This window comes from Paenibacillus albicereus, from assembly GCF_012676905.1.
Lineage (GTDB): Bacteria > Bacillota > Bacilli > Paenibacillales > Paenibacillaceae > Paenibacillus_O > Paenibacillus_O albicereus.
Genome location: NZ_CP051428.1, coordinates 4,014,606 through 4,035,337 on the forward strand (window position 1 = coordinate 4,014,606; position 20,732 = coordinate 4,035,337).

At 64.6% G+C, this 20,732-nt stretch carries 20 protein-coding genes; 4 read left to right on the forward strand and 16 right to left on the reverse strand.

Annotation, left to right across the window (positions count from 1 at the left end; translation table 11 throughout):
• The first annotated feature begins 123 nt into the window (after positions 1-123).
• The 3 genes from HGI30_RS18055 (at position 124) to HGI30_RS18065 (ending at position 3,552) form a co-directional block, all read left to right on the forward strand.
• Positions 124-1,002 (forward strand): AraC family transcriptional regulator, encoded by an 879-nt coding sequence (locus HGI30_RS18055; protein WP_168908832.1) that lies wholly within the window; start codon positions 124-126, stop codon positions 1,000-1,002.
• Positions 1,003-1,301: 299 nt separating this feature from the next.
• Positions 1,302-2,405: an aminofutalosine synthase MqnE gene (mqnE, locus tag HGI30_RS18060; RefSeq protein WP_168908833.1), complete on the forward strand. Its 1,104-nt coding sequence runs from the start codon at positions 1,302-1,304 to the stop codon at positions 2,403-2,405.
• A 79-nt stretch (positions 2,406-2,484) separates the two neighbouring features.
• The gene (locus tag HGI30_RS18065) at positions 2,485-3,552 is read left to right on the forward strand and encodes an NAD(P)/FAD-dependent oxidoreductase (RefSeq protein ID WP_168908834.1); all 1,068 of its coding nucleotides are present in this window, start codon (positions 2,485-2,487) and stop codon (positions 3,550-3,552) included.
• Between the two features lie 27 nt (positions 3,553-3,579).
• Here the strand turns inward: HGI30_RS18065 and HGI30_RS18070 are convergent, their stop codons facing one another.
• Positions 3,580-3,849, reverse strand: coding sequence for a YuzB family protein (locus HGI30_RS18070; protein ID WP_168909954.1), 270 nt, complete (start codon positions 3,847-3,849; stop codon positions 3,580-3,582).
• Positions 3,850-3,917: 68 nt separating this feature from the next.
• On the opposite strand from HGI30_RS18070, the gene HGI30_RS18075 reads away from it, so the two are divergent.
• A complete protein-coding gene (locus tag HGI30_RS18075) occupies positions 3,918-4,163 on the forward strand; it encodes a NifU family protein (RefSeq protein ID WP_028600524.1) in 246 nt (81 codons plus the stop codon).
• 60 nt (positions 4,164-4,223) lie between these two features.
• On the opposite strand, the gene HGI30_RS18080 is transcribed toward HGI30_RS18075, so the two are convergent.
• From HGI30_RS18080 to HGI30_RS18150, 15 genes are all read right to left on the reverse strand, one after another.
• Entirely contained in the window at positions 4,224-5,015 is a 792-nt protein-coding gene (locus HGI30_RS18080) for an SDR family oxidoreductase (protein WP_168908835.1), read from the reverse strand.
• A gap of 18 nt (positions 5,016-5,033) precedes the next feature.
• Positions 5,034-5,759, reverse strand: coding sequence for a Cthe_2314 family HEPN domain-containing protein (locus HGI30_RS18085; protein ID WP_168908836.1), 726 nt, complete (start codon positions 5,757-5,759; stop codon positions 5,034-5,036).
• A gap of 25 nt (positions 5,760-5,784) precedes the next feature.
• A complete protein-coding gene (locus tag HGI30_RS18090) occupies positions 5,785-7,557 on the reverse strand; it encodes a UbiD family decarboxylase (protein ID WP_168908837.1) in 1,773 nt (590 codons plus the stop codon).
• Positions 7,554-8,483 carry a COX15/CtaA family protein gene (locus HGI30_RS18095; protein WP_168908838.1) on the reverse strand — a complete coding sequence of 310 codons (930 nt, stop codon included), beginning with the start codon at positions 8,481-8,483 and terminating at the stop codon, positions 7,554-7,556. Before HGI30_RS18095 ends, HGI30_RS18090 begins: the two co-directional genes overlap by 4 nt.
• Before the next feature lie 1,051 nt (positions 8,484-9,534).
• A complete protein-coding gene (locus HGI30_RS18100) occupies positions 9,535-9,879 on the reverse strand; it encodes a thioredoxin family protein (RefSeq protein WP_168908839.1) in 345 nt (114 codons plus the stop codon).
• 27 nt (positions 9,880-9,906) lie between these two features.
• Positions 9,907-11,469, reverse strand: coding sequence for a copper amine oxidase N-terminal domain-containing protein (locus tag HGI30_RS18105; RefSeq protein WP_168908840.1), 1,563 nt, complete (start codon positions 11,467-11,469; stop codon positions 9,907-9,909).
• Between the two features lie 84 nt (positions 11,470-11,553).
• Positions 11,554-13,236: a putative polysaccharide biosynthesis protein gene (locus tag HGI30_RS18110; RefSeq protein ID WP_168908841.1), complete on the reverse strand. Its 1,683-nt coding sequence runs from the start codon at positions 13,234-13,236 to the stop codon at positions 11,554-11,556.
• A gap of 227 nt (positions 13,237-13,463) precedes the next feature.
• Positions 13,464-14,192: a ThuA domain-containing protein gene (locus HGI30_RS18115; protein ID WP_168908842.1), complete on the reverse strand. Its 729-nt coding sequence runs from the start codon at positions 14,190-14,192 to the stop codon at positions 13,464-13,466.
• A 31-nt stretch (positions 14,193-14,223) separates the two neighbouring features.
• Positions 14,224-14,712, reverse strand: a complete 489-nt coding sequence (locus tag HGI30_RS18120; RefSeq protein WP_168908843.1) for a DUF456 domain-containing protein — start codon at positions 14,710-14,712, stop codon at positions 14,224-14,226.
• A 2-nt stretch (positions 14,713-14,714) separates the two neighbouring features.
• Entirely contained in the window at positions 14,715-15,467 is a 753-nt protein-coding gene (locus HGI30_RS18125; protein ID WP_168908844.1) for a Cof-type HAD-IIB family hydrolase, read from the reverse strand.
• Between the two features lie 195 nt (positions 15,468-15,662).
• Positions 15,663-16,724 carry a glycosyltransferase family 2 protein gene (locus tag HGI30_RS18130; RefSeq protein ID WP_168908845.1) on the reverse strand — a complete coding sequence of 354 codons (1,062 nt, stop codon included), beginning with the start codon at positions 16,722-16,724 and terminating at the stop codon, positions 15,663-15,665.
• Positions 16,725-16,877: 153 nt separating this feature from the next.
• The gene (locus HGI30_RS18135; protein WP_168908846.1) at positions 16,878-17,759 is read right to left on the reverse strand and encodes a metal ABC transporter permease; all 882 of its coding nucleotides are present in this window, start codon (positions 17,757-17,759) and stop codon (positions 16,878-16,880) included.
• Position 17,760: 1 nt separating this feature from the next.
• Positions 17,761-18,720, reverse strand: coding sequence for a metal ABC transporter permease (locus HGI30_RS18140; protein ID WP_168908847.1), 960 nt, complete (start codon positions 18,718-18,720; stop codon positions 17,761-17,763).
• Entirely contained in the window at positions 18,717-19,592 is an 876-nt protein-coding gene (locus HGI30_RS18145) for a metal ABC transporter ATP-binding protein (RefSeq protein WP_168908848.1), read from the reverse strand. Before HGI30_RS18145 ends, HGI30_RS18140 begins: the two co-directional genes overlap by 4 nt.
• A complete protein-coding gene (locus HGI30_RS18150; protein ID WP_168908849.1) occupies positions 19,589-20,560 on the reverse strand; it encodes a metal ABC transporter solute-binding protein, Zn/Mn family in 972 nt (323 codons plus the stop codon). The genes HGI30_RS18145 and HGI30_RS18150 overlap by 4 nt, the downstream gene beginning before the upstream one ends.
• Positions 20,561-20,732 lie beyond the last annotated feature (172 nt).

Below are 20,732 nucleotides of genomic sequence, written 5' to 3' on the forward strand. Positions count from 1 at the left end.
CTCTGCCCCAGCCCGATTGATTTTGCGCCGTTCATGCTTATAATCGTACTCAAAGGAGAAGGCCGCGTCTTTGAAGGCCGAAGCCTTCGTTTTGCACGTTGAAGCCATGGGGGACTGGAATCGATGGATCGATATCGGGAAAGCGCCGCCCGGCTGAACGGCCGGATCGTCGAAGCGCAGGCGGGCGGCGAGCGTTTCGTCATCCACTATTGGGGAGCCGACGGCCGGCTGCCGAGCAATCCTGTCCACAAGCATTCCTTCTTCGAGGCCTGTTACGTGCTGGGCGGCACCGGAACGTACCGGGATGGCGATGCGGTCCATGAGCTGTACGGCGGCGTCCTCTTCCTCTCCCGCCCCGGCATCGAGCATCAGATCGTGACCGAGGAAGGCCTTGCGATCGTCTTCGTCGCCTTCGAGCTGGACGAATCCGGCACGGAGCCTGAGGCGGCCGCCTCCTGGCGCGAGCTCGAACGGTCGGCCCAGCCGGTTCGCACCGGCGCGTCCGGCACGCCTTCCGCCCAGCTGTGGGAGTCGCTGCTGATCCGCGAGGACGGCCGCTTCCCGCTTCCGGAGAGCGCTCTTGCCCCAGCCGCCTCCGCGCTGCTGGCCTCGTTTCGGACCTTGTTCGGCGAAAAGCATGCGAGGACAGTCCCCTCCTCGCCTAGGCCGAGCCAGCTGCTGCGCCGGGCGAAGCTTTACATCCGCGACAACCTGTCCGGACCGCTCTCGCTGGGCGACGTCGCCTCCGCGCTGCATGTGTCCGAACGCCAGCTGTCCCGCCTGTTTTCCGGCGGCATCCACGAAAGCTTCTCCGGCCATGTCCGCCGGGAACGCATCCGCGAGGCGGCGCGTCTGCTGGCGCGCGACGAGCTGCCGATCAAGGAGATCGCCGAGCGGACCGGCTTCTCCTCCGTCCACTATTTCACCCGGACGTTCCGCGCGGTCAAAGGAACCCCGCCCGGCGAATTCCGCAAGCGCGCCGGCTTGAATTCCGCGGATTGAGGCGGGAAGGGCCTCCCCCTCATTGCTTTGCCTCGCTGCCGCGTCCACTCAGCGCGGACAATCCTTCCGTTCGGGCCGCGCTGCCTTCCCTTCCCTTTTGCCCTTTTTATATTGAAGCTTCACCACCTTAGGTTTATAATGAAGACGGTTTGTTTGCAGTAGACGCACGGGAAAGTTCCTTTTTTCACAAAGTTCTCCAGGCAGGACAGCCGCGAAAGGCAACCGCCCTGCCGATCATACCCGATCCTTCTGCCCGTCCGCGTGGCCAGCAGGATCCACGGCCAAGGAGGTCCCTAATCATGAACATCATCACTCCGACGGAAGCCTCCGTCATGCAAGGCATCCGCGAGAAGGTCCACGCCGGGGAGCGGCTCAGCCTCGAGGACGGCGTATTCCTGTACAAGTCCGACGATCTGCTGAGCATCGGGCAGATGGCCAACGAGGCGAACCTGCGCAAGAACGGCAAGAAGGTCTACTTCATCGATACGATGACGCTCTACTTCACCAACGTATGCGAAGCGCACTGCGCGTTCTGCAGCTTCCGCAAGGACGAGGGCGACGAGGGCGCCTACACGCTCTCCCCGCAGGAGATGATCGAGTACGTCGACAAGCACATCACCCCGACGGTGCGCGAGTTCCATATCGTCGGCGGCCACAATCCGCATGTGCCGTTCCAATACTACGTCGACTCGCTGAGCGCGCTCAAGAAGCAGTATCCGCATGTGACGCTCAAGACGTACACGGCGGCCGAGATCGACTTCTTCTCGCGCATCAGCGGGCTCAGCTACCGCGAGGTGCTCCAGGAGCTGCAGAAGGCCGGGCTCGAATCGCTCACCGGCGGCGGCGCGGAGATCCTCTCCGACCAGTACCGCAAGAAGATGCGCGTCGAGAAGGCCGACGTCAGCCAATACCTCGACGTGCACCGCACGGCGCATGAGCTCGGCATCAAGACGCACACGACGATGCTCTACGGCGCCGTCGAGACGCATGAGCAGCGCATCCAGCACATGATGTCGATCCGGGAGCTGCAGGACGAGACGAACGGGTTCCTCGTGTTCATTCCGCTGTCCATGCAGCCGCACAGCCCGCGCGCCGGCATCCGGCGCCGCAACTCGGCCTACGAGGACCTCAAGACGATCGCGATCAGCCGCCTGATGCTGGACAACTTCGACCATATCAAGGCGTATTTCATCAACATCGGCCCGCAGCTGACGCAAGTGTCGCTGACGATGGGCGCCTCCGACGTGCACGGCACGCTCGTCCGCGAGCGCATCAGCCATGCCGCCGGAGCGCTGACGCCGGAAGGACTGTCGCGCGAGGACCTGATCTGGTTAATAAAAGGTGCGGGCCGCATTCCGATCGAGCGCGATACCTTCTACAACGAGATCAAGGTGTTCGAGTAAATCCGCTCGGCAGCGAGCATATTAGGTTCATCCATCGCCATAGCGGCATCGTGAAAAGTAGACAAGGGTTGGGATAAGAATGAAGCGATTTGTCATATTGGGCGGCGGATACGGCGGCATGGCTCTGGCCCAGGAGCTGCTGGACGGAGACATCCCGTCGGATACGATCATCGTGCTGATCGACCGCATGCCGTTCCAAGGACTCAAGACGGAATATTATGCGCTGGCCGCAGGAACGTCCCCGGAGATCGATCTTCGGGTGTCTTTCCCGAGCGACTCGCGCCTGCTCATCACCTACGGCGAGGTGACGGGCATCGACCTCGATGGCAAGCGCGTACTGCTCGAGGGACAGGATCCGGTGTCGTACGACTGGCTGACGATCGGCCTCGGCTGCACGGACAACTACCACGGCATCCCCGGCGCCGAAAAGTACTCCTGCAGCATCCAGACGTTCTCGTCGACCCGCCGCACCTACCAGGCGCTCGGCGACGTCAAGCCGTACGGCCAGGTGTCGATCATCGGCGGCGGCCTGAGCGGTGTCGAGATCGCCGCCGAGCTGCGCGAGGCCCGCAAGGACCTCAACATCCGCATCATCGACCGCGGTCCGAGCATCCTCTCGGCGTTCCCGCCGAAGCTCAAGACGTACGTCGCGGCCTGGTTCCTCGAGCATCATGTCGAGATGCGCGGCCATGTGTCCCTCAAGCTGCTGGAGGGCGGCATCCTGCATGACGGCAACTCGCCCGAGCCGATCTATACCGACGCCACCGTCTGGACCGCCGGCATCCGTCCGGTCGACGTCGTCAGCGAGCTGGACGTGCCCAAGGACAACCAAGGCCGCCTCGTGCTGAACGAGCTTCATCAGCTGCCGGACCATCCGGAGGTGTTCGTCATCGGCGACTGCGCCTCGGTGCCGTTCTCTCCGAGCGGGCAGCTGGCCGGCGCCATGGGCAAGCAGGTCGCGGACGTCATGCAGGCGATGTGGAAAGGCCGCACGCCAAAGGTCGGCAAGATCAAGCTCAAAGGGACGCTCGGCTCCCTCGGCAAAAAAGCCGGCTTCGGCCTCATGGGCAATACGGCCATCATGGGCCGCGTGCCGCGAGTGCTCAAAACCGGCGTGCTCTGGCGTTCCAAAAACCACTTCGGCTAAAGGCGCGGGGCGGGCGGACCGGCGAGCCTACAGATCGTCAATCAGCTTGTCCAGCGCCTCGCGCTCGGCGGCCTTGCGGAGGATGTTCTCCTGCAGGGCCGTTTCCAGTTCCTCGACCGTATCGGCGGCGACGATCTCGCCGTCGACCATCGCGAACGGCGACAGGTAGCATTCGCCGCAATTGCCGAGGCAACCGTATTCGATGACCTCATATCGGTCATCCTGTTCTAGAGCCTGCATCAGCCGATCGGTGCCATGATGCATGTTGCTCGAGCAGAATTCAACGACGGGCTTCAGCATGGCGGTACCTCCGTTTTCAATCGTCTAGCTTTGTATTATAATAGGGAAGAAAGGAGTTGAATGCAATGAGCGAAAACGCACAAAGCACGATGTACGACGAGGTTCTGGATGTTCTTGACAAGCTTCGTCCGTTCCTTCAGCGCGACGGCGGCGACGTGGAGCTCGTGGACGTGGAGGACGGCATCGTCAAGCTCCGTCTGGTCGGCGCCTGCGGCAGCTGCCCGAGCTCCACGATCACGCTGAAGGCCGGCATCGAGCGCGCCCTGCTGGAAGAAGTCGAAGGCGTGCAAGAGGTTGTCCAAGTCTTCTAAGAAGTTCTCGAAATAGCAAGCGGCTGGCCTCCCTTCCGGGAAGCCAGCCGTTTTTTTTGTTCAGCCGGATGCCTGCGGCTTGATGCTCGTCCGGATCGGGTCGAAGCCGCCCGTCACGTCGATGATATTGCCTGTCAGGAAGTCCGACTGCGGCAGGCACAGGAAGGCGATGACGCGGGCGACATCCTCTCCCGTGCCGGGGCGTCCCAGCGGAGAGTCGTCGTCGGCGATGCCCTGCACGTCGGCGATCGACTTTTCCTTGTAGTCGCCGCGGATATCGCCGGGGCAGACCATGTTGACGGTAATGCCGTGCGCCCCCTCCTCGACGGCCAGCGTCTTGGTGAACGACACGAGTCCGGTCTTGGCCGCCGCGTAGACGGCGCGATGCGGCCAGGCGCGTCCTTCCATGGCATGGCCGAAGCCGAAGTGGATGACGCGTCCCCAGCGCCGCTCGCGCATCGCGGGCAGCAGATGGCGGTCCAGCAGCATCGCGCCGAGCAGATTGCCGTGCAGCAGCGCGATGATTTCCTCTTCCTCATAGTCCCCGAACACCCTGCGCTCGCGAATGAACGGTCCGGCGTTGTTGACCAGGATGTCCACCCTTCCGGTCAGCTCCAGCGCCTCGCGCGCCAGCCTCGCGGCGTCTCCGGGCTCGGCCAGGTCGGCCCGGATGGCGCAGGCGCGCACGCCGCAGCGGAGCGCTAGCTCCCGCGCCAGCGCCTCGGCGTCATCCGCGCTCGTGCGGTAGTTGAGCACGATGTCGCAGCCGAGGCGGGCCAGCTCCTCCGCGGCCCGCTTGCCGAGCCCTTTGGCGCTGCCGGTAATCAGGGCGGTTTTTCCCTTGAGCTCCACGAATCGTCCTCCTCGCCGTTATCGGCCGGGCTGGGGAGCCTTCTCCTCCGCCAGGCTCGCCAGGTAGGCGAAAGCCAGCTGCAGGGAAGCCGCCGCAAGCTCCAGGCCGCTCGCCATGTCCTCCAGCTGGTCGGAGATGCTCTCCAGGCCGATTTCCTCGCCGAAATGGAGATGCATCTGCAGCAGATCGTCCTGCAGCTCGGAGTTCAGGTTGTGAATCTCCTCGTTGCGGCGCTTGCGCAGCCTCGCGACGGGCTTGTCATGCTTGGCCTTCAGGTCGCTCAGCGGACCCGCGAGAGCAGGATGCAGCTTCTTTTCGCGCATGCGGCGCAGCACCGTGAAGTAGGAGAAGCGAACCTTGAACTGCTGCGTGTTCAGCGCCAGGGCGTCGTTCAGCAGCGTGCCGAGCTTGTCCAGCAGGGAGAACAGGCGGATGAAGGCATTTTTGTCGAAATAGACGTAGCGACGGTACTGCAGCCGCTCCTCCGGAGGCATGTCCGCCCAGGAATCGCTCGTCACGAGCGCGCCGTAGCGCGAAGCCGCATAGCAGCTCTGCTCCAGCTCGTCGAGCGAGGCCATCAAGCCGAACGTCATGACCTCCCGGGTACGCGCCTTATGGTCCTGGTCGCGTCCTGAAGCAACATAAAGATGCAAGGCCGAGGCGTAAGCCTGCATGGCCTTCAGCGCCTCGGCGACGTGGCCGGCAGGCGCTGCCGGCTCTTCTCCAAACAACGCGCGGAGCATAAGCCGACCTCCTCTAGGATGTAATTCAAGCTCCGGGGAAATATTCCTTCCACCGCTTGTCGACCAGCTGCACGATATCTTCGCGCGGGAACAGCTCATCCGGGTAGCCCGGCTTCATGCGGGCGTCGATGACGATCGGCAGATGATAGGCCAGATGATGGCGGCGCGCATCGGCCAGCGCGTAGATGTCGTCGGCCGGATTGAAGCGCGTGAACACCGTCCACAGGAACGGCGTCTGCGCGGAGGCGACGGTGGACGCATCGTCGACGAGCACGATGAGCGGCCACTCGGTGCCGCGTGCGGCGACGCGCTCCAGCAGCTTGGCCGGCAGCTCCGGGTCGGCGGCGTATGAGGCGCCCGAGACGACGAGCGCGCCTTTGCAGTAGACGGCGATGTCGTTAATCTCCGCAATCGGCCCCTCCGTATATTCATAGGGCAGCGTGCGCACCGGCTCGCCGACGCCGATGAGCAGCCCTTTGCTGCCGTGGTTGAGCTTGCCGCTCGTATAGTCGAGCGTGTCATGGGACGTGTTGTCGAAGATGAACAGGTCCGTCTCCGGCTGGAACCGCTCCAGAATCGTCTCGAGCAGCTCATCGAACTTGGACAGGTCGACCGGCTGATCGGTCAGCATGAGGAACTTGGTCAGCGACAGTTGCCCTTGGCCGAAAATGGCGAAGCCGGTGCCGAGCGCCTCGCGCGAGTAGCTCTCCCGCACGACGGCGGCCGCAAGCGCGTGCACGCCGGTCTCGGCATAAGCCCACAGGTCCTTGACGCCGGGCATCGCCATCGGGAACGCCGGGCTGAGCAGCCGCTGCAGGTATTCCCCGAGGTAGTAGTCCTCCTGGCGCGGCTTGCCGACGATCGTCGCCGGATAGATGGCGTCCTTGCGGTGGTGGACATGCTTGACGTTGAACACCGGGAAGTCGTGCTGCAGCGAATAGTAGCCGAAATGGTCGCCGAACGGCCCTTCCGGCCGGCGCAGATGCGGCGGCACCGTGCCGTGGATCGCGAATTCGGCCTCGGCCGGGATGCGATGGCGTCCGAGCGGATCCTGCGTCACCGGCAGCTTGCTGCCGAGGATCAGCGAGGCGATCATCAGCTCCGGCAGATGCTCCGGCACCGGCGCGATCGCTGCGGCGATGAGCGCCGGCGGTCCGCCGAGGAACACGCTCACCGGCAGCTCCTGGTTGAGCTTCTCCGCCTCATGGTAGTGGAAGCCGCCGCCCTTGTGGATCTGCCAGTGCATGCCGGTCGTGCGGTCGTCGAAAATCTGCATGCGGTACATGCCGAGATTATGCTTCTTGGGATGAAGCGGATGCTCCGTATAGACGAGCGGAAGCGTGACGAAAGGACCGCCGTCCTCCTGCCAGCTGGTCAGGAACGGCAGCCCTTGCAGCGGAGCCTCTCGGCGCACCTGCTGCAGCACCGGGGCCGAGCCGCTCGGCACTTCCTTGAGGCCGACCTTGAGCAGGTCGAGCATCATGCCGCGCTCGCCCCAGATCGCGCCGAGCGTCGGCGGCAGCAGCCGGTCGGCCGCCCCGACGACCGTCTTCATGAGCTGCTCGGGCTTCGGCCCGAACGCCAGATCGACGCGGCGGGCCGTTCCGAACATGTTCGTGAGGACGGGGAATGTGCTTCCTTTCACATTCGTGAACAGGAGGGCCGGACCCTCCTCCTCGATGACGCGACGATGAATCTCGGCGAGCTCCAGATTCGGATCGACCGGGGCGTCGATGACGGCCAGATCGCCGTCTTGGCGGAGCGCTTCCGTGAATTGCCTCAAGTTCGAAAAATTCATGAAGTCCGTCCTTCCTGCCTTTTCCAAGCCTGGATGCCGAGATCGATCAGGATGGAAAAAAGAATGGTAATAATCAGGTTGTGCAGCATGTTGGTGAACAGGAACCACTGCTCGTTCTGCATCGTCGCGGTCAGCCACGCGCCGCTGAAAATTTGGCAGACGACGAGAATCAGCACGAGGCGGGCCGATCGGGTCGCGCCGTCTCCTGCCGGAGCTTGCCGACGGAGATGCAGGTACAGCCACAGGAACAGCAGTCCAAGCAGCATGCCTGCGACCCGGTGGATGAAGACGATGCCGGTCGCGCCGCTGAGCTCGGGCACGACTTGTCCGTTGCAGAGCGGCCAGCCGATGCAGCCGCCGCCGGAATCGGTATGGCGGATGAACGCGCCGAGATAGACGACGACATAACAATAAATGCAAGCCGACAGCACGAGCGTGTAGACCGAGCGCGGCAGTCGGGCGAGAACGGCGTCGTCATGCCCTTTGCGCTGGCGTCCGATCCAGATGACGAGCAGCACGGTCGAGGCGACGGCGAGCAAGGAAATGCCGAAATGCAGCGCCATGACCGGCGGGCTTTGGTACCACATGACCGCGGCCGCGCCCATGAGCGCTTGGATGATCGTGAAGGCCAGCGTCAAGCCGGCGTACCAGAGCGGCTCGCGATGGCCGTGGCGGCGGTACAGCCGGACGGTGAGGATGAACGTCGCGACGACGATGATGCCGACGAGGCCGGTTACGGCCCGGTGGGAATATTCGATGGCGGTCTCCAGCGTAAAGGCGGGAATGAACTTGCCGTTGCAAAGCGGCCAGTCGTCTCCGCAGCCGCGGCCGGACTCGGTATTGGTTACAAGCGCCCCGGCCAGCAGGACCAGGAACATGCCGATGCAAGACATCCATGCAAGCAGGCGGTAGGCTCGGGAGAACATGATTGTCGGTTGTCACCCCTTCTTCCTATGGATACAACCCTCATTATAGCGACAAAAAAATGCAAAAGCCATGTTGAAAATGTGACGATCCCGGCCCGAATCCGTGGCGGTCCGGAGCGCCCTGACCGTGGTTTTTCGAAGCTTGGGGCGCCTGATTAGCTTGCCCTGCGGACGCCGCTCCCGTCCCCGTTCCAGCTGGCAATAAGCGGCGGCGGAGCGGGCGATGAAATACCGAGCAAACCCCCATCTGCCCGCGTTGCTCGGTTTTTCCGCGCAACTCCGACCGTCTGGCTCTCCATCCTCTCGAGTTGCTCGGTTTTTCCGCGCAACTGCGACCGTTCGGCCCTCTATCCGCACGAGTTGCTCGATTTTTCCGCGCAACTGCGACCGTTCGGCCCTCTATCCGCACGAGTTGCTCGATTTTTACGCGCAACTCCGCCATTCGGCCCTCCATCCGCACGAGTTGCTTCGTTTTTCCGCTCAACTGCGACCGTCTGGCCTCCATCCACCCGAGTTGCTCGGTTTTTACGCGCAACTCCGACCTTTCGGGCTAGCTCTATCTGCGGCGGCCGAATGGTGCCGGCCGCTGGAGCGCTGCCGTCTCCCAGGTATGCAGGAGACGGCCCCTTCCCCCCCAAAAAAAAGGGGGGGGGCAGAGGTGATGGGACAAGGCAAGCGGAGCGAGCCGATGCCTTTCGTAGAAGCGGCAGCGGTCCTCTTGGAAGACGGATGGCCTCCGCATAGGAGGTCAGGGGATCAGGGCATCCGGCTTCCAGTGGAATCGGAGAAAGGCTCGACTCGCGCAGCGGGCTTCTTGTCCAACGTACGTTGCGGCTACCTGCCGAGAAAGGCTCGGCTCGCGCAGCAGACCTCTTTTCCACCGAGTCTACCTGCCGAGAAAGGCTCGGCTCGCGCAGCGGACCTCTTGTCCACCGAGGCTACCTGCCGAGAAAGGCTCGGCTCGCGCAGCCGGCTTCTCGTTCCGCAGACGGAATGTCGGAGAACAAAAAGGCCGAAGCCTAGAACGGCTTCGACCTCCTTCATGCGGCGGTCAGCCTGGAAGGGCGTCCGCCACTTGCAGCGCCCGGTCCAGAAACTGCTCGATCTCCTCGCGGGACTTGCGGAGCTTGTTCACGAAGCGCACCAGCTCCTTGCTCTCGCGGAAGGCGACGAAGCTCGGGATGCCGAGGATGTTCAGCTCGGAGCACAGCTCCGGCAGGTCGTCCCGGTCGATTTCGATGAACGCGATGCGGCCGGCGTACTTCTGCTCAAGCTCCGGCATGAACGGATCGATGAAATGGCAGTCCGGACACCAGGTCGTCTTGAACACGGCGACGGTGACGCCGCTCGCGGAGACGGTCTGGCGGAACTGGTCTTCGGTCGTCAGCTTCTGCATGGACATCTTCCTTTCGGGGATGCGGGACTATCCGACTTCGCGGACAATCTCGACGACGTTGGAATAGCTTGTCTTCTTCATGCTCGCGCTTGCTCCGAGCAGCTTGGCGATGTCCTTGGCCGGGACGTAGAGCGTGCCGTCGATGACGGTCGGCGGGAAGCTGAGCTGCGTCTTGGCGGAACCGGCAAAGACGGTCTTGCTTCCTTTGGCGAGCCAGATCGTGCGGCCGCGGGCGTCATCGGCGAGCGCCCACTTCTTGCGGCCGCTGTCGTACGTCAGCGACGCGCCCATGCTGTCCGCGAGCGAGCGCAGCGGAACGAGCGCTTGTCCGGAAGGCACCGAGATGTAGCTGTCGTAGCCGTAGGCGTAGAATTCGGCCGACTGGCGGCCCAGCCGCAGCTCCTGCTTGAGCAGCTTGTACGCGTCGGAGCCGCGGTCGAAATCGCGGAGGAAGCGGGAAGCCCCCGCCGTGCCCGACCAGCGGTCGGGGCTCCAGCTCGCCGATGCCGCCTGCGGCTTGTCCGCGACGACGGCTCCGTTGACGTTCCACAGCTCCGTCTGGATGCGCAGCGAGACCGACGACACCGGAATGTCCGCGGCCGCCTCCGCTCCGGGCGCCCAAGTCAGCGCCGCATCCAGGCTGCGGATGTCGAGGCCGGCGTCGAGCAGCAGCTTGACGTTCAGGGACGTGCCTTCGGTGAACAGCTCTCCGAGATCCTCTTCGGAGCGGGCCTCCTCCATGGAATCGGAAGCATCCTGCAGCATGCCCGCGATCGCTTCCTGCCCTTCCTCCACGAACGCCGCCTTGTCCTCGTCGGTCAGCGGCTCGCCGTCATCATCGGTCGCTCCGGCCTCCGGATGGTCCTGCAGCACTTCGAACAGGCCGTCCAGCATCGCGGCCAGACCCGCCGAATCGGCGAGCAGCGCCTTGACGTAAGCATGCGCCCAATCGAACAGCTCCATTCCCTTCCACCCGGCGTCCACCTGCCATAGCGCCGTGCCGCCGCCGTAGACGCTTTGCGCGACCGGCTTCACTTCCAGCCGGCTTGCATTGGGCAGGTTGTGGATCCAGTAGGAGCCGGCGCGGTCGACCAGCTCGCGGGCGAGCGCGCCGGTCTGCTCCGGCGTCGCCTCGGAGCCGCTGACGACGTCCGTCAGCGAGGCGCCCGAGCCGAGATCAAGCAGGGACGCTTCGTCGAGCGCCAGCGAGATCGGCCGCTTCAGCCCGTCCAAGCGCAGCGTCGCGGACGACTCGTCCTGCTGCACGGAGAAGCCGATCTCCTTGCCGCCGACGAGCAGCGCGCCGCTCACGGAGCTGCGGGACTCGTTCTCCACCTTGGCGGTATCGATGCGCAGACGCAAGTCGCGCAGCAGCTCCAGCCGCTCGCGCTCGCGCTTGTCCAATCCCTCGAACGCTTCCGGCTCGAAGGCGACGGCCAGCGCGACCGTGCTGCGGCTTTCCTGCGTCTTGGCCTTCAGCGATTGGAAGATCGCCGCGTTCAGATCCAGTCCGGCGATCGACTGGCAGCCGGCGGCCGTTACGGCCAGCAGGCAAAGCATAATCAAGCTCATGCGCAAGTTTCGGTTCAAAAGACCCACGATCCTCTCTCATCACATCAAATTCCTGTCTATTCTACCATGGCAGGAAACCAATGGGAATGAGAGGGACTAGATTCATAGGTCCGCCGAAACCTGCCCGTCGCGGCGGCCGAGCCGCCGCACGAGCGGCAGCAGCAGCTTGCGCAGCGGGCCGGGGAAGCTTTTGGCGTCGGCTTCGCGGATGACGCCGAGCGCGACCAGCAGGAACAGGTAGAAGAAGCCGCAGACGAGGCTCGTCGCGATCACTCCCGCGAGGAAGACGAGCTTGGCGTGCAGCGCCGTGCCGAGCATGCCGCGCACGGTCATGTCCGTGCCGAAGCCGGCCGCGGCCGTAATGATTACCGCCGCCAGATAAGGCGTCCAGCGCTTGCCGAGCACCCGCAGCTGCACCTTTTGCCGGATCGCCAGCAGGTTGAGCGAGGTGATGACCATGAAGCAGAGCATGGAGGCGATCACGAAGCCGTACCCTCCCAGCAGCGGGCCGAGCAGCAGGCTGCCGACGATCTTGACGGCATAGCCGATGAGCGTGCTTATCATCGCCGGACGCGGCGTGCCGAGTCCGAACAGGATCGAGTTGGACGTCATCATCGTGATCTGGAAGATCGTGCCGACCGTAAGGGCGGCGACCATGCCGCTCGCGGCCGGGTCGACGAACAGCAGGCCGTTGACGCTATGCGCGGCGACCGTGAGCAGCAGCGCCGCCGGGACGCCGGTGAACACGACGATGCGCATGACGAGCGACGCCTGGCGCTGCACCTCGTCGAGCCGGCCCACGGAGTTGGCTGCGGACAGCACCGGCAGGATCGACTGGCTGAGCGCGATCGCGAGAATCGGCGGGATGCCGGCGATCGACTGCCCGTTGTAGATGAGGTAGTTCCGCACCTGCTCCGCAGCCGCCTCGCTGGCGAAGAAGCCGGAGGTCCAGCGAATGAAGAACGACGCGTCGACGAGATAGATGAACTGGACCGTCATCGCGGTCACGACGACCGGGATCGACATGGCGAACATTTCCTTGTAGATGGCCTTCAGGCGCATCGGCGGCGCGGCGCGGCGGCCCGTCGGGCCGACAGCGGCGGCCGCTTCCGCTCCGGCGGCCAGCTCCTCCTCCAGATCGGAGCGCTTCAGCTTGCGGGCATAATACAGCATGACGAGAAAAGCGCCGATGCTGCCGAATACGCTGCCGAACGTCGCCGCGGCGGATACCCAGGTGTCGCCCCAGCCGAGGTTGAAGACGACGACCGCGAGCGCGACGCCGAGCAGCACGCGCGCGATCTGCTCGACGATCTGCGAGATGCCGCCCGCGCTCATCAGCTGGCGGCCCTGGAAATAGCCGCGCATCATCGCGATGACAGGGAACAGGATGAGCGCAGGCGCGATGGCGCGCACCGATGCCGCCGCGTCCGGCGACTTGGCGATATGCTCCGCATACCAGGGAGCGAGCGCCCACAGAGCCGCGGCGAGCACCACGCCGGTGACGACACCGAACAGAAGGCCGGCGCGATAGATGCGCTGCGCTTCGTCCGGCCGTCCGATCGCATACCGCTCCGATACCATCTTGCTGATGGCGCTCGGAATGCCGGCCGTCGCGATGACGAGCAGATAGAGGTAGACGTTGTTGGCGATGCCGAGGTAGCCCGAGCCCCCGCCGGTGAACAGGTAGTCCAGGGGCACTTTCTGGAACACGCCCAGCACGCGGGCGATCAGAGCCGCGGCAGCCAGGATGAGCGTGCCGCGAATGAGAGAATCCTTCTTGACCATGAGAGGGTCCATCCTTCTTCCTTTGCCGATCTGGCGTCGATCGGATGATGACGAGTGCATGAGGCCGTCTGGCCGGCTTCTGACAGTGTATCACAAAATGGCGGGCTTGCCCCAGGAGAGGCGCAGACCCGGCATAGACCCAAAAAAGCCGGACCCGGTCCGCCTTCAGGCGACCGGGTCCAGCTCGGATGCCTGCCGTTCTCGCTGGAGACGCGGCAGGATCGGATTTAATTTTTGGCGCGGATCGGCTCGAGCGACGGCTCGCTGTGGCCGCGCACCGGAGTCGCGGCTCCGGACGGAGCGGCCCAGCGGACGGAGTTCGCGATGACCTTGAGCACGTTGGCGTCGTAGTACGTCGGATGCGTCTCATGGCCCGGGCGGAAGTAGAAGATCTTGCCTTGGCCGCGATGGAACGTGCAGCCGCTGCGGAACACGTTGCCGCCCTCGAACCAGCTGACGAACACGAGCTCGTCCGGCGCGGGAATGTCGAAGTGCTCGCCGTACATCTCTTCCTGCTCCAGCACGAACTGCTCCGGCAGGCCGGAGGCGATCGGATGCGCCGGGTTCACGACCCAGATGCGCTCGCGCTCGCCGGCTTCGCGCCACTTGAGGTCGCAGCCGGTGCCCATCAGCTTCTTGAAAATCTTGGAGAAGTGGCCGGAGTGGAGCACGATCAGCCCCATGCCCTCCATGACGCGCTTGTGGACGCGCTCGACGATCGCGTCGTCGACGCGGTCATGCGCCATATGGCCCCACCAGACGAGCACGTCGGTGTCGGCCAGCACGCTCTCGCTGAGGCCGTGTTCCTCCTCCTGGAGCGTCGCGGTGCGGATCTGCAGCTCGGCGTCCGCCAGCCCCTTGGCCAGGGCGTTGTGGATGCCGTCCGGATAGACCTTGCGCACCTCTTCGTGTTCTTGCTCGTGAACGAATTCGTTCCAGATCGTAAGCTTAATCATGGGTAGGAATCTCCTATCGGATGGAATTGAATTAGACCAGCAGCCAGACGATGAACAAGACGATCATAGCGAGCTGCAGCACGATCTTGACCAGCGTGCTCGACAGCAGGCCGACGACCGCGCCGAAGCCGACCTTGAGCGACTTGTCGAAGCTCGAGCCGGCGATCAGCTCGCCGATGACCGCGCCGGCCAGCGGGCCGATCAGCAGGCCGAAGCCGGGAATGACGAACGGTCCGACGAGGATGCCGATCGTACTGCCGATGACGGAGGCGCGGGAGCCTCCGAATTTTTTGACGCCCCAGGCGTTCACCGCATAATCCGCCAGGAACAGCGCGGCGACGATGATCGTCTGCAGCGTCCAGAACACCCAGCCGAACGGCTCGAAGCTGATGAAGAAGCCGTAGACGAAAAAGGCCGCGTAGATGGCCAGCGCGCCCGGCAGGATCGGATAGACCGCTCCCGCCATGCCGACGGCGAACAGGGCGATGACGAGCACCCAGCCGATGATGTCGAGCGTCATCGTCATCCCCGCCCTTTCAGCACGAATTCGCGGATCGCGTGCGCGACGCCGTGCTCGTTGTTGCCGAGCGTGACGGCATCGGCCGCTTCCTTGACCTCGGCCTGGGCGTTGCCCATCGCGATGCCGAGGCCGCATTCGCGGATGGCCGCGATGTCGTTGAGGCTGTCGCCGATCGCGACCGCCTCCTCCATCGCGATGCCGAGCAGGCCGCACAGCTCGCGCAGCGCCGACGCCTTGTTCACCCCGAGCGGGTTGAGCTCGAGGTTCCAGGGCGAGGAGTTGGTGATCTCCAGCGAGCCCCAGCCTTCGATCTCCTGACGGATCGCCTCGCGGATCGCGTCATTCTCCGTATGATACCCGAACTTCAGCCAATGCAGACGGTCGAAGCCGTCCGCGGGCTCGATCCACTTCTCCTTGTTGAACACGCCTTCGACGGCGTAGCCCCAGAACCACGGCTCGGCGTGGCGGACGGCCAGCTCGTGCAGGCGGCGAATCTCCTGCGCTCCCATGAGCGTCCGGCGATGAAGCACATGCGGCCTGCTCCAGATCTCGCTGCCGTTGACGGTGATGAGCGGCGTCTCGAGGCCGAGCTGCTCGGCGAATGGAATCGCTCCCTGGAAGCCCCTTCCGGTCGAAAAGCAAACCGTGATTCCCGCTTCCATGGCGCGTCCGATCCACTCCGCGTTCTCCTCGCTGATCGTCTGCGCGTCCGTCAGCGTCGTACCGTCCATATCCAGGGCAAGCAGCTTGTACATGAGCGAAGTTCCTCCCTGCCAGATGGTTTCCCCTGCCATTCTATCACAGCGGGCGGGCAAACGCTCGGCGAGGGGTCAAACGTTTGAACATGCCGGCTCTTTCATTATAGGGCGTAAGGCCCGCTCAATCTCCATCCGATCTTGGCGAATCCTCGTTCGATTTTGGCCTTTCCCCCTGGCCGCCTGCTCCGAGCGCTACCATAGATCCAGCGCGCGGCGAAGCATCGGGCTGCCGCCGCTTCTTCCGGCCAGCAGTCGAGCGGCCAGCAGCAGCGTGAGCAGATGCGGCTTGGCCGCCAGCGAGCGCCGGCAATAGCCGAGCGACCTTCTCCGGTCGCGGCGGGCCAGATAGGCGAGCGTGTAGTACTTGCCCGCGATGCCGTAGTCGATGCCCGCCAGCAGCCGTCGGCGCGTCCGCTCCGTGACGGCATCCGACTGCTCGACCTGGCGGCGCACTTGCCGGCGGACGGCGACCGAGCGCTCGCCGAGCTCCTCGAAGCGGCGCTGCAGCTTCTCGTCGGCTCCGATCTGATCGGGATCCAGGCCGCGGCGGTCGCAGAAGAAATACAGGCTGTCTTCCGACTCGTAATAGACGGAGTGCGGCTCGGGCTGAAGCGCGATGCGGCAGCGGTCGAAGAAGCGCATGAGGAAGGTCGTATCCTCGCCCAGATGATGCTCCTCCCCGATCAGGCCGACCTGGTCCAGCAGCTCTCGGCGCAGCACCATCGTATTCAGCTGGAAGAAATTGCGCGGCATCGTCAGGAACTGCTCGAACAGCCCTTTTTCGAATACGATCGTCTCTCCGTCCCGGCCGAACTTCTCTCCCATCTCCCGCAGCAGCCGGCGCTCGACCTCGCCCTCGAACGGGTTCGTCTCGACGACGCCGTGCCGCTCGATCCAGAGGGCGAACGAGACGTCCGCTCCTGTCCGCCGGATCGCAGCCAGGCTTGCTTCCAGATGCCGGGGCAGCCAGCGGTCGTCGGAATCGAGGAAGGCGAGAAAGCTCCCCCGCGCCTCCAGCATGCCGGCGTTGCGCGCGCCGCCCGGTCCCTTGCTCCGCTCGCTTCGGATGTACCGGATGCGGCGGTCCAGGCTGGACATCGCCTCGACGACTTCCCGGGTACGGTCTGTGCTGCGGTCGTCCGCGACGATCAGCTCCCAGTCCTGGAAGCTCTGCTCTCGAATCGACTCGATTGCCCGGGAAATGACATGGGCGCGGTTGTAGGCGGGCATGACGATGCTGACGGTAGGCGGCATGGGCTCTCCCCTATCCTTCATTTTTTGGAGAGAATTTCGCGGTTTTAAGCAGGTTTCCTTCTTTTGGCGGCAAAAGAAAACCGAACGCCAAGCTCTCGCAAGGAGGAGCTTGGCGTTCGGTGAAAGGGCGGGAACCCTAGTGGCAGGAAACCGTCAGGCCGCGCGGCTCAGCCGCGAGCGCCGCAGCTTGGCGGACAGCAGGCCGTGCTTCGGCGACAGCAGGAACGACGCGGCGAACAGCGCGCCCGCTGCGACGATGATGCAGCCGGCGATGGAGGCATCAAGACGCACCGCGAGCGCATAGCCGAGCACCGTGGAGGCGATGCCGATCAGCGCGCTCAGGCCGATCATGACGCCGAGCCGGTCGGTCAGCAGGTAGGCCGCCGAAGGCGGGATGACGAGCAGGCCGACGACGAGGATCGCGCCGACGCTTTCGAACGAGCTGACCGTGGCGACGGAGACGAGGCCCATCAGCACGTAATGGAACAGCGCCGCCGGAATACCGATCGCCGCCGCCAGCATCGGGTCGAAGGCGCACAGCTTGAACTGCTTGTAGAACAGGCCGATGACAGCCAGCACGAGCAGCAGCGTCCCTCCAAGCAGCCACACCGAGCGCGGGCCGAGATCCACCCCGCCGATCTGCAGCGTGTTCCAGGCGGAATAAGCGATCTCGCCGTACAGCACGCAATCGAGGTCAAGGTCGACCTGGCGGGCGTTGAGGCTGACGAGCACGACGCCGATCGCGAACAGCGCCGTGAACACGACGCCGATGGAAGCGTCGCTCTGAATGCCGCGCTGGTTGAACCATTGGATCAGGAACACGCACAGCAGGCCCATGATCGCCGCCGCGACGAGCATCAGGATCGAGCCGCGCGAGCCGCTGACCATATAGGCGATGACGATGCCGGGCAGCACCGAGTGGCTGATGGCATCGCCGATCAAGGCCATCCGGCGCAGGATGAGGAAGCAGCCGAGGATGGCGCAGCTGACGGCGGCGAGCGAGCCGGTCAGCAGAATCCAGAAGTCCATGCTCATGTCAGCCGGCCTCCTTTGCCGATGAGGTTGAAGCTCCAGACGCGGTTGCCGCTCGCGGCAGCTGCAGCTCGAGGCGTGCGCGGCGGCGCGTGAGGCGGGCCGTCAACAGCCCGCGCTTCGTGCCGAACACGACCGAGAAGAGGAACAGCGCGGCAGCGGCCAGCACGCTCACCGGTCCTGTAGGCAGCTGGCTCACCTGGGAGCTGATCCACGCGCCGAGCAGTCCGCTCACCATGCCGAACAGGCCGGAGAGCGCGAGCATGCGGCCCAGACGCTCCGTCCAGAACCGGGCCGAGACCGCCGGCGTGATGAGCAGCGCGGCGACCAGCACGACGCCGACCGCCTGGATGCCCGCCACCACCGCCGTGACGAACAGCGCCTGCAGGATGAAGTCGAGCACGGACACTGGGAAGCCCGCTCCCTTGGCGAAGGCCGGATCGAACGACAGCAGCTTGAACTCCTTGAACAGCAGCGTGCACGCCGCGGCCAGCAAGAGGCTGACGCCGGCCATGAGCTGCACGTCCGAGCCGATCATCGAAGCCGCCTGCCCGAACAGGAACTTGTCGAGGCCGCTTTGGCTGCCGTCGCCGCTATGCTGGATCATCGTGAGTAGCACGATGCCGAAGCCGAAAAACGAGGACAGCACGATGCCCATCGCCGCGTCCGGCTTGATTCGCGAGCGGGCCGTGACGACCCGGATCGCGAGCGTGCCGACGATGCCGGCGGCGACGGCGCCGAGCATGAACAGCGGCAGCGACTTGGTCCCGCTGAGCAGGAAGGCGACGCAAATGCCGGGCAGCGCGGTATGCGCGATCGTATCGCCCATGAGGCTCTGGCGGCGCAGGTAGGCGAAGCAGCCGATCATGCCGCTGCTCAGGCCGAGCAGCATGCAGCCGAGCGCGATCCAGCGCAGATTCGGATCGCTCGCGAGGGCGGAGATGGAATCCCAGAGGCTGTTCATGCCTCCGCCCCCTTCGAGGCTGCGGCTGCGGTCCCTGCCGCTTCGGCCGAGACCGCCGGCGCAGTGGCGACCGCAGATTCAGCCGTGGCGCGGGATGGCGATGCCGCTGCGGCGGCGAACGCCATCCGGCCGCCATACGTCCGCTGCAGGTTCGCCTCCGTGAACGTCTCGGCCGTCGGACCGAACGCCTGCAGCGACACGTTGAGCAGCAGCACGCTGTCGAAGTATTCCGGCACGGTCGCCAGGTCGTGATGCACGACGATGACCGTCTTGCCTTCCGAGCGGAGACGCCGCAGCAGGTCGACGATCGCCTTTTCGGTAGCGGCGTCGACGCCGGCGAACGGCTCATCCATAAAATACAGGTCCGCGTCCTGGGCCAGCGCCCGGGCGAGGAACACCCGCTGCTGCTGGCCGCCCGACAATTGGCTGATCTGCCGGTCGGCGAACGCCTCCATGCCGACTCCTTTCAGGCAGTCCATGGCGATCGCCTTTTCCTTGCGCCCCGGGCGGCGGAACCAGCCGAGGCGGCCGTAGCGGCCCATCATGACGACATCGAGCGCATGCGTCGGGAAGTCCCAGTCGACCGACTCCCGCTGCGGCACGTATCCGATGCGTCCCCGCACCTCGGCGACCGGCCGGCCGAACGCCCGCACGCTGCCGCCGAGCGAAGGCGTGAGGCCGAGAATCGTCTTGATGAGCGTCGACTTGCCGGCTCCGTTCGGTCCGACGATCGCGATCAGCTCTCCCTGCGGCGCCTGAAAGGTCACCTCCCGCAGCACGGCCTGGCTGCGGTACGCGGAGCTCAGCCCGCTCACCTCCAGCACCGGCTGCGAAGCCTCGGCCGCCCGTGCGTCTTGTTCGCTTTTACTCATGGTGTGCTCTCTCCTTTCAACGCTTCCGCGATCGTATCGACGTTATGCCGGAACATGCCGGCATACGTTCCCTCCGGCGTGCCCGCCTCGCCCATCGCGTCCGAAAACAGCTCGCCGCCGATGACGACCGTGCTCCCCATCCGCGCGGCCCCCTCGATGACGGATTCGATCGACTTGCGCGGGATGCTCGATTCGACGAATACTGCCGGGATACCGCGCTCGACGAGGAAATCACGCAGGGAAGCGACGTCTTTGGACCCGTATTCCGAGGAGGTGCTCATGCCCTGCAGTCCGGTCACTTCCAACCCATAGGCGCGGCCGAAGTAGCCGAAGGCGTCATGGGCGGTGACCAGCACCCGCCGCTCCTCCGGTATGGACCCGATCCGCTCCAGCGCGTAGGCGTGGAGCTCCTCGAGCTCCGAGATGTAGGCGTCCGCCCGCTGGCGGTAGCCCGCCTCATGCTCCGGATCCTCCGCGATCAGCGTGTCGCGGACCTTCTCGACGGCGTATGTCCAAAGGCTCGCGTTGAACCAGACATGCGGGTCGGGCGAGCCCGATCCCGGCTCGCTCTCGAGGACGCGATCCTCGGGTACGCCGTCCGTTACGGCGACGACGGGGCGGGAGCGGCCCAGCTTCTCCAGCACTTCCGTCATCTTGCCCTCCAGATGAAGCCCGCTGTAGAGCACGACATCCGCTTCGTCCAGCTTGACCATGTCGCCATGCGAAGCCTTGTACAGATGAGGATCGACGCCCGGTCCCATGAGCGCGGTGACGCTCACCCGATCCCCTCCGACTTCCTTGGCCGCATCCGCGATCATGCCGGTCGTCGTCGTGACGGCCAACGTGCCCGGCGCCGGGTCGCTGCCGCCCTGGCCTTCGTTCTGCTGTCCGCAGGCTTGAAACGCCAGCATCGCGCCGAGCAGCGCCATGCCGCCGAGCAGCCTTTGCACGCTTCGATGCATGTTCATGTTTTCGTTCCTCTCCTTCCGGCCCCCTATGTTGGCTGTGCGACTATATGTTCATCCTACACAATATTGTTTCTCTTGTGCAACATATTTTTGTCGGACTAACATTTTCGCTCCTTGCGCACGCCAAAAAACCGCCCCGGCACGCTCCCGAAATCGGGAGGTGCCAGGGCGG